The sequence below is a fragment of the Pasteurella sp. P03HT genome (genome assembly GCF_054052285.1).
The window spans coordinates 35,647-50,513 of sequence record NZ_JBSIUM010000012.1; the positions used below are offsets into that span (position 1 = coordinate 35,647).

At 39.6% G+C, this 14,867-nt stretch carries 14 protein-coding genes; 11 read left to right on the plus strand and 3 right to left on the minus strand.

The annotated features are described in order from the left end of the window. Window positions 1–14 precede the first annotated feature (14 nt). A complete protein-coding gene (locus tag ACWIT3_RS09440) occupies window positions 15–1,460 on the plus strand; it encodes an NAD-dependent succinate-semialdehyde dehydrogenase (RefSeq protein ID WP_457162437.1) in 1,446 nt (481 codons plus the stop codon). Between the two features lie 196 nt (window positions 1,461–1,656). Here ACWIT3_RS09440 and pckA read toward each other — a convergent pair whose 3' ends face one another. Continuing rightward, a complete protein-coding gene (pckA, locus tag ACWIT3_RS09445; RefSeq protein WP_457162438.1) occupies window positions 1,657–3,273 on the minus strand; it encodes a phosphoenolpyruvate carboxykinase (ATP) in 1,617 nt (538 codons plus the stop codon). 189 nt (window positions 3,274–3,462) lie between these two features. Next, complete coding sequence (gene nudE / locus ACWIT3_RS09450) at window positions 3,463–4,041, minus strand: ADP compounds hydrolase NudE (protein WP_457162439.1); 579 nt, start codon at window positions 4,039–4,041, stop codon at window positions 3,463–3,465. Window positions 4,042–4,133: 92 nt separating this feature from the next. On the opposite strand from nudE, the gene yrfG reads away from it, so the two are divergent. From yrfG to nfuA, 10 genes are all read left to right on the plus strand, one after another. Then, on the plus strand, window positions 4,134–4,790 hold the full coding sequence (yrfG, locus tag ACWIT3_RS09455; RefSeq protein WP_457162440.1) for a GMP/IMP nucleotidase: 657 nt from the start codon (window positions 4,134–4,136) through the stop codon (window positions 4,788–4,790). A gap of 2 nt (window positions 4,791–4,792) precedes the next feature. After that, window positions 4,793–5,209, plus strand: a complete 417-nt coding sequence (gene hslR, locus ACWIT3_RS09460) for a ribosome-associated heat shock protein Hsp15 (protein ID WP_457162441.1) — start codon at window positions 4,793–4,795, stop codon at window positions 5,207–5,209. Window positions 5,210–5,316: 107 nt separating this feature from the next. Continuing rightward, the gene (gene hslO / locus ACWIT3_RS09465) at window positions 5,317–6,186 is read left to right on the plus strand and encodes an Hsp33 family molecular chaperone HslO (RefSeq protein WP_457162442.1); all 870 of its coding nucleotides are present in this window, start codon (window positions 5,317–5,319) and stop codon (window positions 6,184–6,186) included. A gap of 146 nt (window positions 6,187–6,332) precedes the next feature. Then, window positions 6,333–7,154 (plus strand): 3'(2'),5'-bisphosphate nucleotidase CysQ, encoded by an 822-nt coding sequence (gene cysQ / locus ACWIT3_RS09470; RefSeq protein WP_457162443.1) that lies wholly within the window; start codon window positions 6,333–6,335, stop codon window positions 7,152–7,154. Between the two features lie 71 nt (window positions 7,155–7,225). After that, window positions 7,226–8,716 (plus strand): glucose-6-phosphate dehydrogenase, encoded by a 1,491-nt coding sequence (gene zwf / locus ACWIT3_RS09475; RefSeq protein ID WP_457162444.1) that lies wholly within the window; start codon window positions 7,226–7,228, stop codon window positions 8,714–8,716. 58 nt (window positions 8,717–8,774) lie between these two features. Then, a complete protein-coding gene (gene pgl, locus ACWIT3_RS09480) occupies window positions 8,775–9,473 on the plus strand; it encodes a 6-phosphogluconolactonase (protein ID WP_457162445.1) in 699 nt (232 codons plus the stop codon). A 108-nt stretch (window positions 9,474–9,581) separates the two neighbouring features. Further along, a complete protein-coding gene (gene gnd / locus ACWIT3_RS09485; protein ID WP_046339946.1) occupies window positions 9,582–11,036 on the plus strand; it encodes a decarboxylating NADP(+)-dependent phosphogluconate dehydrogenase in 1,455 nt (484 codons plus the stop codon). A gap of 260 nt (window positions 11,037–11,296) precedes the next feature. Next, window positions 11,297–12,109: a Cof-type HAD-IIB family hydrolase gene (locus ACWIT3_RS09490; RefSeq protein WP_457162446.1), complete on the plus strand. Its 813-nt coding sequence runs from the start codon at window positions 11,297–11,299 to the stop codon at window positions 12,107–12,109. A 105-nt stretch (window positions 12,110–12,214) separates the two neighbouring features. Further along, window positions 12,215–12,901: an amidophosphoribosyltransferase gene (locus ACWIT3_RS09495; RefSeq protein ID WP_457162447.1), complete on the plus strand. Its 687-nt coding sequence runs from the start codon at window positions 12,215–12,217 to the stop codon at window positions 12,899–12,901. Between the two features lie 98 nt (window positions 12,902–12,999). Next, window positions 13,000–13,584 (plus strand): Fe-S biogenesis protein NfuA, encoded by a 585-nt coding sequence (gene nfuA, locus ACWIT3_RS09500; RefSeq protein WP_046339949.1) that lies wholly within the window; start codon window positions 13,000–13,002, stop codon window positions 13,582–13,584. Window positions 13,585–13,631: 47 nt separating this feature from the next. On the opposite strand, the gene ACWIT3_RS09505 is transcribed toward nfuA, so the two are convergent. Continuing rightward, entirely contained in the window at window positions 13,632–14,267 is a 636-nt protein-coding gene (locus ACWIT3_RS09505; RefSeq protein WP_457162448.1) for a TfoX/Sxy family DNA transformation protein, read from the minus strand. Window positions 14,268–14,867: the final 600 nt, after the last annotated feature.

Below are 14,867 nucleotides of genomic sequence, written 5' to 3' on the forward strand. Positions count from 1 at the left end.
GGTTGGGAGGTCAGATGCAACAATTTTCTCTACTTAAAACCAAAGCCTATATTAATGGCGAATATGTGGAAGCAAAAAATAAGAAAACCTTTTCTGTCACAAACCCTGCAACGAATGAAGTGATTTGTGAATTACCTGATTTAACAGCGACTGAAACGCAATATGCGATTGAATGTGCGGCAAAAGCACAAAAACAATGGCAAAAAGTCACCCCGAAAGCACGGGCAAATATTTTACGCCGTTGGTATGACTTAGTTATTGTTCACCAAGAAGAGTTAGCACAGCTGTTAAGTCTTGAACAGGGGAAGCCGATTGCAGAAAGTCGTGGTGAGATTTTATATGGTGCGAGTTTTATTGAGTGGTTTGCAGAAGAAGCAAAACGCATTTATGGTGATGTACTGCCGCAAGATAAAGCGGATCACCGCTTACTCGTGATTAAACAAGGCATTGGCGTAGTAGCAGCCATTACTCCTTGGAATTTCCCGAATGCGATGATTACTCGTAAAGCCGCGCCCGCTTTTGCAGCAGGCTGTGCCATTGTGTTAAAACCAGCACAAGAAACACCCCTTTCGGCGTTAGCATTAGCAGAGTTAGCGCATCAAGCGGGTATTCCTGCAGGTTTATTTAATGTCATTACTTCAACTAATGCGATTGAAATTGGTAAGGAACTCACCGAAAACCCAACTGTGCGTAAAGTGACCTTCACGGGCTCAACGCGTGTGGGCAAAATCTTAATGGCGCAATCAGCGAATACCGTGAAAAAACTGTCACTTGAATTAGGTGGCAATGCGCCGTCTATCGTGTTTGATGATGCAGATTTAGATAATGCGATTGAAGGTATTCTCGCCTCAAAATTCCGTAACAGCGGACAAACTTGTGTTTGTACTAACCGTATTTATGTTCAGTCAGGTATTTATGAGCGTTTTGTCGAACAATTTAGCCGTAAAGTTTCCGAGTTTAAAGTCGGCAGCGCGAATGAAGCAGGCGTGAATATTGGACCACTTATCAGCGAAAGTGCGGTCAAAAAAATTCAAGAACATATTGAAGATGCGACAGCGAAAGGGGCAAATTTAGTGATCGGCGGTAAATTGCATAGCCGCGGTGGGACTTTCTTTGAACCTACTGTGTTACGTGATGTAACACAATCTATGTTGGTATCTAAAGACGAAACCTTTGCACCACTTGCCCCCGTGTTTAAATTTGATACTGAAGAACAGGTTATCGAGATGGCGAATGACACCGAGTTTGGTTTAGCCTCTTATCTCTACACACAAGATATTTCGCGTATTTGGCGTGTGTCCGAAGCGCTAGAATACGGTATCGTCGGTATTAACGAAGGGTTAATTAGTAATGAAATGGCACCGTTTGGTGGCGTCAAGGAATCTGGCTTAGGACGTGAAGGCTCTCGTTATGGCATTGAAGAATTTTTGGAAATGAAATACCTTTGTTTGAAAGTATAACGAAGAGTTAATTCGAAAAAGCACAGGTGAACACTGTGCTTTTTTATTTTGCATGACTTAAATGTGTTGTTAAACATCAGGGAAAAGTGCGGTTGTTTTGATTCGTTTTCAACACAAAAATGTGGCGATAAACAGAAATAAAAAACAGCTCGATTTTCACCGAGCTGTTTGTCTATTTAATCTAAGCGTAACTTAATTATGCTTTTGGACCTGCTGCAACTAATGATTTACCTTCTTCATTCGTTGTATATTTTTCGAAGTTTTTCACGAAACGACTTGCAAGGTCTTCAGCTTTCGCTTGCCATTGTGCTTTGTCTGCATAAGTATCACGTGGATCTAAGATTGCAGGGTCAACACCTGGTAATGCTGTTGGGATTGCTAAATCAAAGATTGGTAATTTACCCATTTCCGCTTTTTCGATTGAACCATCTAAGATGGCATCGATGATACCACGAGTATCTTTGATTGAGATACGTTTACCCGTACCGTTCCAACCAGTGTTCACTAAGTATGCTTCTGCACCTGCAGCTTCCATACGTTTCACTAACACTTCAGCGTATTGAGTTGGGTGAAGTGATAAGAACGCTGCACCGAAACATGCTGAGAATGTTGGCGTTGGTTCTGTAATACCACGTTCTGTACCTGCTAATTTCGCGGTGAAACCAGATAAGAAGTAGTATTTAGTTTGTTCTGGAGTCAATTTAGAGACTGGTGGTAACACACCGAACGCATCCGCTGTTAAGAAAATCACTTTTTTCGCGTGACCCGCTTTTGATACTGGCGTTACGATGTTGTCAATGTGGTAAATTGGGTAAGAAACACGCGTGTTTTCTGTTTTTGAACCATCATCATAATCAACAGAACCGTCTGCACGAACAACCACGTTTTCTAATAATGCATCACGTTTGATTGCACCATAGATATCTGGTTCGTTTTCTGGAGAAAGTTTGATCGTTTTCGCATAGCAACCACCTTCGTAGTTGAATACGCCATCATCATCCCAACCGTGTTCATCGTCACCGATTAATTGACGTTTTGGATCGGTTGAAAGCGTTGTTTTACCAGTACCTGATAAACCGAAGAATACGGCTACGTCGCCATCTTTACCCACGTTTGCTGAACAGTGCATTGATGCGATGCCTCTTAATGGTAAGAAGTAGTTCATCATTGAGAACATCCCTTTTTTCATCTCACCGCCGTACCAAGTACCACCGATTAATTGCACGCCTTCAGTTAAGTTGAATGCAACGAAGTTTTCTGAATTTAAGCCTTGCTCTTTCCAGTTAGGGTTAGTGACTTTAGAACCGTTCATGACTACGAAGTCTGGTTTGAAACCAACTAATTCAGCTTCAGTTGGACGAATGAACATGTTTTTCACAAAGTGCGCTTGCCATGCCACTTCTGTGACGATACGTACAGCTAAACGTGTGTCAGCGTTCGCACCACAGAAGGCATCAATGACGAATAAACGTTTACCAGAAAGTTGATTTGTGACTAAACCTTTTAAGCTTTTCCACGTCTCTTGTGTCATTGGTTTGTTATCGTTTTTCGCAGCATCACTTGTCCACCAAACCGTGTCTTTTGTTTTGTCATCAAGCACGATATATTTATCTTTTGGCGAACGACCAGTAAAGATACCCGTATCAACGGCGACTGCGCCTGATTGAGTTACGATACCTTTTTCATAACCTTCTAAACCTGGTTTGGTTTCTTCTTCAAATAATTGTTCATAACTTGGGTTATAAACGATTTCTTTTACATCATGAATACCAAGTGCACCAAGTTCGTTGATTACTTTATTTAAGTCAGTCATACATCACCTCATAGAGTTAAGTTTTAAAGTTGAAAAAATAATGGGAGCATTTTAATCAAATTTCTACCTAAAAACTGTTAGGTTGATCAAAATTTTGAAAAATTACTCAAGATTTTTATTGTTCTATGATTTATGTCAAAGAAAAACCGCGCCAAGCAGAACGGTTTTGAAGAAAGTGAACAACCTAAATTATACGCGATTGGGAAAAGCGACATGATAGGCGGTATGAGGTTGATTTAAGTAATCACGAAGACAATAAAGCCCAACTAGATTACGTGCCTCGCAAAAGTCAGGATCGGTCAGGAGTTCATCAATTTTTTCGAGTGGAAAACGAACTAACTCAAGGGGCTCAGGCTCATCACCTTCCAGTTTACATGGATAAAAATCCTGCGCTAAGAAAATGTGCATGGGATTATTCATGTAGCTTGGCGAAGTATTGACCGTACGTAAATGGACGAATTTTTTAGCACCTAAACCGATTTCTTCTTTTAATTCACGGTTGGCACTTTGTTCAGGTGTCTCATTAGCATCCATTAATCCTTTTGGAAAACCTAACTCATATCGCTCGGTACCAACCGCATATTCTCGAACCATAAGTAATTGGTTATTTTCAATCGGTAAAATCATGACAGCGGAACGACTACTCGGTTTAAAACGCTCGTAAGTACGTGTCACGCCATTGGAAAACTGAAGATCCACTGCTTGAATTTCAAAAATACGAGATTTGGCAGCAAGAGAAATTGAGAGAATGGCTGGTTTTTGTGGCATTTTATTTACCCCCTGTTAAGACGCAAAATTTTACAAAATTGTGGAATAACGATACCATAAACCGCTTATCGCAATAAAGGAAAGGGATGTAAATGATGGAAATAAATTGGCAGCACATTGATACAGTCATTTTGGATTTAGACGGAACATTAATTGATCTCTATTTTGATCATCATTTTTGGAAAAACATCGTTCCTCAAGCCTATGCTGACAAATTTCATCTCTATCTTGAAGAAAGTCGTCGCGCGTTAAAACAGCGTTATGATGAACTTGAACACAGCAAAGCTTGGTATTGTTTAGATTTCTGGGCAGAGGAATTGAATTTGCCGTTGCGAGACTTGTATGAGGCGCAAGGTCCTAGCTTGGTGGTACGTGCTGATGTTGCCCCTTTTTTGCAGGCTGTGAATAAGATGAACAAGCAAGTGATGTTATTAACAGACAGTAACCAATTTAGTTTGGACATGAAACTGAAATTTTGTCGTTTTGAACAGCATTTTGACTTGCTCTTGTCGAGCCACCAATTTGGTGCTCCTAAAATTGAACAACCACTCTGGCATAACTTACAGCAGCAACATTATTTTGATCCTACTCGGACATTGTTTATTGATGATACAGAACTGGTGTTAGATAGCGCGAAACAATTTGGCATTGCCTACACGATTGGTGTAGAGAATCCAGACAGTACCTTGCCTGATAAAGTCTTTGCTCGCCATTTTTCTGTTAAAAATTACCGCACATTAGTGGAGTAAAAATGACCCAAAAGAGTACTCAACAAGACAAAACAGAAGACGTTCGTTTAGATAAATGGCTGTGGGCGGCGCGGTTTTATAAAACACGGACCCTGGCTAAAGAGATGATCGATGGGGGAAAAGTGCACTACAATGGGCAGCGGACTAAGCCAAATAAAACGGTTGAAGTGGGGGCAATGATTAAATTGCGCCAAGGTAATGAAGAAAAAGAAGTCGAAGTCATCGCACTGTCGGCTCAGCGTCGTGGCGCACCAGAAGCACAGGGTTTATATCAAGAAACAGAGAAAAGTATTGAACAGCGCGCTAAACTGGCGATTGCGCGCAAGATTCATGCGCTAACGATGCCACATCCAGATCGCCGTCCGAATAAAAAAGAGCGGCGCGATTTATTGAAGTTTAAGCAACAAGATCATCTGTAATGTCATCAACAGTGACAATATTGAGACAGAATCGCGTGCGTTAAAATACGAGAGGTTATTTATCCTGTGTTTTGAGGCAAATACTAGATTTAAAGAGAGGAAAGGTTATGACTTACCAAATTGACAACGATAAACTTTATCGCTACTTGTTTGAAAATCGTGCTGTACGAGGTGAGTGGGTACGATTAAATAAAACCTTTGCTGATACACTGAATACTCACGAATATCCACGCATTATCCAAAATTTATTGGGTGAAATGATGGTGGCAACCAGTTTATTAACGGCTACTTTAAAGTTTGAAGGGGATATCACGGTACAAATTCAAGGAGATGGTCCGTTAAAACTGGCACTCGTGAATGGTAATGACCAACAACAAATTCGCGCATTAGCACGTTTACAAGCGGATGTAAATGATGACATGAGTTTGGCTCAGTTAGTTGGTAAAGGGGTATTGGTCATTACGATTGCACCCACAGAGGGAGAGCGTTATCAAGGTGTGATTGCTCTTGATAAACCAACAGTTACAGAATGTTTAGAAGACTATTTCGTGCGCTCAGAACAACTTCAAACTCAGTTGATTATTCGAGCAGGAGAATATCAAGGCGAACCTGTGGCAGCAGGTATGTTATTACAGATCATGCCAGATGGTTCAGGGACACCGGAGGATTTTGAACATTTAGCCACACTCACAGCAACGGTAAAAGAAGATGAGTTATTTGGTTTAACAACAGATCAACTCTTATATCGTTTATATCATGAAGAAACGGTGCAGCTTTTCCCAGCTCAACCGATTGAATTTTTTTGTGGCTGCTCTCAAGCGCGTTCTGGTGCCGCGTTATTATTAATTCCAGATGATGAAATTGATGAGGTATTAGCAGAACATCATGGCACGATTGACATGCAATGTGAGTGTTGTGGAACGCACTATTTATTTAATAAAGAGGCAATCAATCAGTTGAAAGCACAAGATGAATAAGTGAAGGCGTTTGTATGAAAATCAGTGTCTATCTCATTGATTAAGTTGCAGGCTATCAAGATATTTGATAGCCTGCTTTTCTGTGTTGAGCAAACGGTTATATCAGATAACTGGATGGCTTTTTAAATGATAACAAGGACCCTTTTATGTTGAGACTTTCCCCGCAATTATTAGAAAAAACACAGCATATTGCTGAACAAGCAGGAAAGTATCTCACAGAATTTTATACAGGCGTGTCACAACGCGAATTAAATATTCAAACAAAGGCGGATGATACGCCTGTGACCGCAGCCGATTTATTTTTAAGCCAATTTTTAATTGAAAAATTGACCGCACTGACACCAAATGTCCCAATTTTGTCAGAAGAAAATTGTAAAGTGCCTTTTGAAACACGTGCAATGTGGCAGGAATATTGGTTAATCGATCCTTTAGATGGAACTCAACAATTTATTAACCGTACCGATCAGTTTGCTGTTCTGATTACATTAGTACAACACCAACGACCTGTGCTAAGTATCATTCATGCCCCTATTTTGCAAATCACTTATTATGCGATGCAAGGGTTAGGCGCTTATAAGAAAAGCAAAGATACCGTCACCAAACTTCAACCCCAGGGTGCGCCACAACAACGTGTGATTAAAGTTGGCGTCGGATCGCAAAGTGCAAAACGAAAAGTACAACCCTTATTGAATCCAGATTATCAATATCAATTCATTATTTATGGTTCTTGCGGGTTAAAAAGTGGTTTAGTGTCAGAGGGGAGCTGTGATTGTTATGTCCGTTTAGGGCGGACGGGAGAGTGGGATACCGCACCTGCAGAAGTGCTTTTAGCAGAGTTAGGGGGCGGGATATTTGATTTTCACTTCCAAGCGTTGACTTATAATCAACGTGATAATTTTACCAATCCGAATTTTGTGATGGTGGCGAATACGACATTTGATTGGCAGAAAATCTTCAAATTTAATTAGCACGATGGGTAATTTGTTATAATATGTTACCGATTAAATGAATTTTTTAACAAAATGATTTCAGGACAAAAATGAAAATTGAAGCAGACAACAATTGTATTGTTATTTTTGGTGCCTCAGGCGATTTAACGTATCGTAAACTTATTCCCGCACTCTACAATCTCTATAAAATCGGTCGATTAACAGAACATTTTTCAGTATTAGGCGTGGCGAGAACGGATTTAGACGATGAGCGTTTTCGTGAAAAAATGCGTAATGCTCTCGTGAAGAGTGAAGGGGCGAATGGTGAAACACTTGATCAATTTTGCCAGCATCTATATTACCAAGCGATTAACACCTCAGACTCTGCAGACTATGGCAAATTAATTCCACGTCTTGACGAACTACATGATAAATATCAAACTTGTGGTAATACGTTGTACTATTTATCGACACCACCGAGTCTTTACGGTGTGATTCCAGAGTGCCTTGCGGCACATGGCTTAAATACCGAAGAATTTGGTTGGAAACGTCTGATTGTCGAAAAACCGTTTGGCTATGATATTCGTACTGCAAAAGAATTAGACGTGCAAATCCATCGTTTCTTTGATGAACACCAAATTTACCGTATTGACCATTATCTTGGTAAAGAAACAGTACAAAATCTTCTTGTGTTACGTTTTTCAAATGGCTTATTTGAACCTCTTTGGAACCGTAATTTCATTGATTATGTTGAAATCACGGGCGCGGAATCAATAGGGGTAGAAGAACGAGGCGGTTATTATGATGGTTCGGGGGCGATGCGTGACATGTTCCAAAACCACTTATTGCAAGTACTGGCGATGGTTGCGATGGAACCACCTGCGATTATTAATGCGGACTCTATGCGTGATGAAGTGGCCAAAGTTTTACATTGTTTACACCCGTTGAGCGATGATGATCTCAAAAATAATTTAGTGCTTGGGCAATATAGTTCGGGAACGGTTGACGGTCAAAAAGTAAATAGTTATTTACAAGAAAAAGGTGTGCCTGAGGATTCTAATACGGAAACTTACATGGCATTACGTTGTGAAATTGACAACTGGCGCTGGGCGGGCGTGCCTTTCTATGTACGTACGGGGAAACGTTTACCAACCCGTGTGACTGAAGTCGTCATTCACTTCAAAACCACACCACACCCAGTATTCAGCCAAAAAGCGCCAGAGAATAAATTGATTATCCGTATTCAGCCTGATGAAGGCATTTCAATGCGTTTCGGCTTGAAAAAGCCAGGTGCAGGCTTTGAAGCAAAAGAAGTTTCAATGGATTTCCGTTATGCCGATCTAGCGTCACCAAGTTTATTAACTGCTTATGAACGCTTACTGTTAGATTCAATGAAAGGCGATGCAACGTTATTTGCGCGTACTGATGCGGTACACGCGTGCTGGAAATTTGTTGAGCCAATTTTAGAGTACAAAGCGAAAAATGGCCGTGTGTATGAATATGAATCAGGCACTTGGGGTCCAACCGAAGCAGATAAATTGATCGCAAAAACTGGTCGTGTTTGGCGCAGACCCAGCGGTTTAATGAAGAAAAAAGTGTAATGTATTGAACAATCCCCCGACTTCAAAGGGGATCATTGAAGACGACTTAGGATACGCAATGAATACAGTTATTTTTGACAACGCGCAAAATGCCGTCGAAAAAATCGCACAAGAGCTTTTAGCATACAGCCTTGAAAATCGCCCTGTGCACATTTCTTTATCTGGCGGTTCAACGCCAAAATTATTATTTAAAACCCTCGCACAAGCGCCTTACAACACTGAAATTCAATGGCAAAACTTGCATTTCTGGTGGGGCGATGATCGTATGGTATTACCAACCGATCCTGAAAGTAACTACGGCGAAGTGCAAAAATTATTGTTCGACCACATTCAAATTCCTGCGGAAAATATCCACCGCATTCGTGGTGAGGCGCCAGTAGAAACGGAACTTAAACGCTTTGAGCAAGAACTAAGTGCGGTCGTTCCTCAGCAAGTTTTTGATTGGATTATTTTAGGTATGGGGACAGATGGACACACTGCATCACTTTTCCCACATCAAACCAATTTTGATGACCCAAATTTAGCCGTTATCGCAAAACACCCTGAAACAGGGCAAATTCGTATTTCAAAAACGGCAAAACTGATTGAACAAGCGAAACGCGTGACTTATTTAGTGACTGGCGCAAGCAAAGCAGAGATCTTAAAAGAAATTCAAACTACTCCAGCAGAAAACCTACCCTATCCAGCCGCCAAAATTAAGGCAAAAAATGGGGTGACAGAGTGGTATTTGGATAAAGAGGCAGCGAAGTGGTTGTAAGACGTTGTCAGGTTTTCAAAACCGTGGCAAGCACAAAATAAAATTTTAATTGATCAGACATATCAGTCTGTTCTCACCAATTACAATGTTTCAACACAGGAGCAAACAATGTCAGTAAAAGGCGATATCGGTGTTATCGGCTTAGCGGTAATGGGCCAAAACTTAATTTTAAATATGAATGATCACGGCTTTAAAGTGGTGGCATTCAACCGTACTACTTCGAAAGTCGATGAGTTTTTACAAGGGGCTGCGAAAGGTACCAATATTATCGGGGCTTATTCATTACAAGACTTAGCGGATAAATTAGAAAAACCGCGTAAAGTGATGTTAATGGTGCGCGCGGGTGATGTTGTGGATCAATTCATCGAGGCATTATTACCTCACTTAGAAGAAGGTGACATCATTATTGATGGCGGTAACACCAATTATCCTGATACGAATCGCCGTGTGGCTTACTTACGCGAAAAAGGTATTCGCTTTATTGGTACAGGTGTTTCTGGTGGTGAAGAGGGTGCACGTTTCGGACCTTCAATTATGCCAGGCGGTGATGAATCAGCGTGGGAACACGTAAAACCAATTCTACAAGCAATCTCTGCGAAAACAGAACAAGGCGAAGCGTGCTGTGACTGGGTGGGTCGTGATGGCGCAGGTCACTTCGTAAAAATGGTTCACAACGGTATCGAATACGGCGATATGCAACTTATCTGCGAAGCGTACCAATTCTTAAAAGAAGGCTTGGGCTTATCAGATGACGAATTAGAAGCCACATTTAACGAATGGCGTAACACCGAGCTAGACAGCTATCTCATCGACATCACAGCAGATATTTTAGGCTATAAAGATGAAGACGGCTCTCGCTTAGTTGATAAGATTTTAGACACTGCGGGTCAAAAAGGTACAGGTAAATGGACGGGTATCAACGCTCTTGATTTCGGTATTCCATTAACATTGATCACGGAATCTGTATTCGCGCGTTGCGTATCTTCATTCAAAGATCAACGTGTTGAAGCATCAAAATTATTCAACAAAGCAGTGGGCAAAGTGGAAGGCGATAAAAAAGTGTGGATTGAAGCAGTACGCAAAGCGTTATTGGCATCAAAAATCATTTCTTACGCACAAGGTTTTATGTTAATCCGTGAGGCATCTGAAAACTTCGGTTGGAATATTAACTACGGTAACACCGCACTTTTATGGCGTGAGGGTTGTATCATTCGTAGCCGTTTCTTAGGTAACATTCGTGATGCTTATGAAGCGAACCCAGATTTAGTCTTCTTAGGTTCAGACGATTACTTCAAAGGCATTTTAGAAAACAGCTTAGGCGAATGGCGTAAAGTGGTCGCAAAATCGATCGAAGTGGGTATCCCAATGCCTTGTATGGCGTCTGCGATCACTTTCTTAGACAGCTATACTAGCGCACGTTTACCAGCAAACTTATTACAAGCACAACGTGACTACTTCGGTGCACACACTTATGAACGCACTGACAAAGCTCGTGGTGAGTTCTTCCACACCAACTGGACTGGTCGTGGTGGTGATACTGCATCAACGACTTACGATGTGTAATTTGTAACACCATACTAAAAAGCCATGTGATTTTCACGTGGCTTTTTACGTTAAGAGCAGTCTGAAATGGATCAGAACCAGTTGTATTAGATTGGTCACAAACATCTTTTCTTCTATTGATAAATACACTAGCAAACTGTGCAAGTTTTTGTTTTCGCTTAATATTGATGTGATTTCTTGCGAAAAACAATGCGTACCCCATTAAAATAGTGCTAAAATTCATATGGATAAGTTGAATGAATTTTGAGTAAAGGTATCCTATGACAATCCCTGATTATCGCAATAAAATTAAAATTGTGTTTTTTGATATTGATGAAACGCTTTTAGTAAAAGACAAAGATTACATACCTGATACTGTTGTGCCTGCGCTACAAAAGTTAAAAGAAAATGGCATTATTCCTGCTATCGCAACTGGGCGTACCCCCTCTAATTTCCCACCTAAAATTAAACAATTAATTCAACAAACACAAATTGATTTGTTTGTTACGATGAACGGTCAATATGTGAGTTATCAAGGGAAAGCATTAGAGAAAAATCCACTACCGAAACAGAAAATTCAACAGTTAGTTGATTTTTTTGAACAACATCAAATCGATTACGCACAAGTTTCTCCAACGGATACGTGTATTTCCGCGGCGACAGAGAAAGTTTGCCGTGCACTTGACCCATTAAGAGGGAGTTATCGTGTGGATAAAGCGTATTTTAAGCAACATGATGTTTTCCAGATCTTAGCCTTTTATGATCACTCGGCTGATGAGTTTGTACATAATTCGGGGGTGCTGAGTGGGTTACAACAGGTAAGATGGCATGAACACTCTGTTGATTTATTTGATGAAAATATTTCAAAAGCCAGTGGTATTGCCGCAGCTGTTGCACATTTGGGATTACGAATGGAGAATGTGATGGCATTCGGGGACGGTTTAAACGACATCGAAATGCTAAGTATGGCAGGTGTTGGTGTCGCCATGGGGAATGCAAATAGCCAATTAAAAGAGGTTGCGGATCACGTCACGTTACATATTGAAGAACATGGTATTGAGTATTTTTTAAAGTGCGCAAAATTGATTGATTAGCAAAATGCTAATTTTGCGAGATAGTTCGCAAAAGTGCAGTTAATGTTTTAGAAAATTTTCCCCTAATTTTATTCTGTAGTAACACATCTAAAATTAGGGGATAGCATGAATTGGTTTGGTTTTCGTTGTGTTTATTGCCAACAAAAATTAGCAATTGCGAAACACGGATTGTGTTGCCGTTGTAACAAGCAAATTAAACGATTTGTTTATTGTGGACATTGTGGCAAGGAGCTAGCACAACATGCGCGCTATTGTGGGCATTGTTTACAGCATAAAATCAGTTGGGATCGAATCGTGTTTATTGGGCGCTATGTTGATCCGTTATCTTCACTCATTCATCGTTTCAAATTTCAGAAAGGTTTCTTTTTGGACCGCACTTTAGCTAGACTCTTACTCTTAGCGATTTTAGATGCAAAACGTACACATGGTCTTACACTCCCTGAGGTGATTGTGCCAGTACCTTTGCATCGTATTCGCCAATGGCAACGTGGTTATAACCAGGCTGACTTACTCGCACAATGCTTGGCTAAATGGTTAAGGCTCCCTTATGATAATACGCTTCTTCTACGTGTAAAACACACACATACACAAAGAGGATTAACCGCGAGTGCCCGTCAGAAGAATGTCTCTAATGCGTTTAAATTACATACCAAATGGAATACTTATCCTTATAAATCCATTGCAATTATTGATGATGTGATTACCACTGGTGCAACATTAAATGAAATGATTCAAGAACTACGTAAAATCGGTATAGAGCATATTCAAGTTTGGGGGCTCGCGAAAACGTAAGCAAAGATTTATTGCTGTAAAAGGTAGAAAAAAAAACAATCTCGGAGTATCATTCTTGACAAACCTACTCAAGTATTTACTTTCTTTTAGGATAATTTATGCAACAAATTATGATCTCTGATGCTGCTCAAGCGCATTTTCGTCGTTTACTTGACCAGCAAGAAGAAGGAACCAATATCCGTATTTTTGTGGTTAATCCTGGTTCACCTAATGCGGAGTGTGGGGTGTCTTATTGCCCACCCAATGCGGTAGAGCCGACAGATACAGAAATGAAATATGCGTCTTTCTCTGCATTTATTGATGAAATCAGTTTACCTTTTTTGGAAGATGCAGAAATTGATTATGTTACAGAAGAACTTGGAGCACAATTAACACTCAAAGCACCAAATGCGAAAATGCGTAAAGTTGCTGACGACGCACCACTTATTGAACGCGTTGAATACGTGATTCAAACACAAGTTAACCCACAACTTGCAAGTCACGGTGGACGTATTACTTTAATTGAAATTACGGACGATGGTTATGCAATTTTACAATTTGGTGGTGGATGTAATGGTTGTTCAATGGTAGATGTAACATTGAAAGATGGGATCGAAAAACAATTATTAAGTTTATTCCCGAATGAATTAAAAGGTGCGAAAGACATCACAGAGCATCAACGCGGTGAACATTCTTATTATTAATTTCCCTTAGCGAAAACAGGCTGTTATAAACAGCCTGTTTTGTATTACTATTTTACTGGTCTTAATCCTGCTTCAGAGAGTGCTGTATTTAAACGAGCTAAGACATTTTGCTTTTCTGATTCACTGATCAAATTGATGTTTTTATTTTCAAGTGCGGCATAAAATGCCCAGAATATGCCAATATCTGCTGTAATCCCTTTCTTTTTTAATCTAATATACGCATTTTTAGCCCCTAATGTTTGAAATGTCATGACATTGTGAATGTTTACTTTTTCTAACATTCTTTCGTGCTTAATGGATAAATTAGGTAATTCTTTAATGCGGTTTTTCTTAGCGAGCGTTTCAGATAATTTTCGCGTTTTAATTTGTTGCAGGGATTGTTCCAGGATTTGCTTATAAAGTTCTTTATCAGAAGTGATTTCTTGAGGAAGTCGATAATAAGTGGAAATATTTAATTTTGAAGGTGTTTGTTTAGCGAGATAATTAGCGGCGCCTTTGGATTCTAAAAAGGTGGCAAGTTTACCTTCTGCTTTTAAATAAAATATTTTGTTTTGGTATAAGCCAAACATTACTTTTTGATGGAATAAACCATAACTTGCAAAGAGTGTCTTTGCTGTGACTTCTCCAATCAACTCACTTAGTGTTTCTCGAATTTCGAGAGTATCTTTATCTGTTTTTGTCATGTTAACTTTTCCTTTATAGTTATATTATTGACAAGATTGTGTTACGCATTGCCCATTCCTTGAGCGAAATAAATTATAGCATCTTTTCATTAATTTTAGAAAAAATATTGTAATTTGTTATAAATTTTGAGATTTAGATCGAAAAAATAATAAATTATTATTTAATTTCGAATACAGATTGAGCATTTATAGTATATGAGATCGCATTAATGCGTTAATTAAGCTAAAAGAGTACTACTAAATCTGAATGACTTGTTTAATATTTAACACAATTAACGCATGATAGTTAACATCATCTTGTGTAATGCCACTTTTTAATTATTTTGGTTAAAAAAATAGCATTCGATCTTAATTTAGAAAAATATATGAAAAAAGATCTTGAAGGATTTTGATAACTATCTATAATGCACCCCCGCAACGCAAGAGTCGCAAGCGAACAGACAAGACGATGAGTTTAAAGGTCATTTTGCACAAAATCTGCAAAAAAATCGCTTGACAGAAAAAATAAGTTTTATTACTATTTACAGCCTTGCTTGATGCAACGTTCTTTAACAATCTAACAGACAATCTGTGTGGGCACTTGTTGATTGATTTCATGTT

What these genes read in the sequence shown, in the direction of transcription:
- ACWIT3_RS09495 (WP_457162447.1), top strand. Translation starts at nt 12,215, where the DNA reads ATGAATTGGTTTGGTTTTCGTTGTGTTTATTGCCAACAAAAATTAGCA.
- gnd (WP_046339946.1), top strand. Translation starts at nt 9,582, where the DNA reads ATGTCAGTAAAAGGCGATATCGGTGTTATCGGCTTAGCGGTAATGGGC.
- zwf (WP_457162444.1), top strand. Translation starts at nt 7,226, where the DNA reads ATGAAAATTGAAGCAGACAACAATTGTATTGTTATTTTTGGTGCCTCA.
- yrfG (WP_457162440.1), top strand. Translation starts at nt 4,134, where the DNA reads ATGATGGAAATAAATTGGCAGCACATTGATACAGTCATTTTGGATTTA.
- nudE (WP_457162439.1), bottom strand. Translation starts at nt 4,041, where the DNA reads ATGCCACAAAAACCAGCCATTCTCTCAATTTCTCTTGCTGCCAAATCT.
- ACWIT3_RS09490 (WP_457162446.1), top strand. Translation starts at nt 11,297, where the DNA reads ATGACAATCCCTGATTATCGCAATAAAATTAAAATTGTGTTTTTTGAT.
- ACWIT3_RS09505 (WP_457162448.1), bottom strand. Translation starts at nt 14,267, where the DNA reads ATGACAAAAACAGATAAAGATACTCTCGAAATTCGAGAAACACTAAGT.
- pgl (WP_457162445.1), top strand. Translation starts at nt 8,775, where the DNA reads ATGAATACAGTTATTTTTGACAACGCGCAAAATGCCGTCGAAAAAATC.
- hslR (WP_457162441.1), top strand. Translation starts at nt 4,793, where the DNA reads ATGACCCAAAAGAGTACTCAACAAGACAAAACAGAAGACGTTCGTTTA.
- nfuA (WP_046339949.1), top strand. Translation starts at nt 13,000, where the DNA reads ATGCAACAAATTATGATCTCTGATGCTGCTCAAGCGCATTTTCGTCGT.
- ACWIT3_RS09440 (WP_457162437.1), top strand. Translation starts at nt 15, where the DNA reads ATGCAACAATTTTCTCTACTTAAAACCAAAGCCTATATTAATGGCGAA.
- pckA (WP_457162438.1), bottom strand. Translation starts at nt 3,273, where the DNA reads ATGACTGACTTAAATAAAGTAATCAACGAACTTGGTGCACTTGGTATT.
- cysQ (WP_457162443.1), top strand. Translation starts at nt 6,333, where the DNA reads ATGTTGAGACTTTCCCCGCAATTATTAGAAAAAACACAGCATATTGCT.
- hslO (WP_457162442.1), top strand. Translation starts at nt 5,317, where the DNA reads ATGACTTACCAAATTGACAACGATAAACTTTATCGCTACTTGTTTGAA.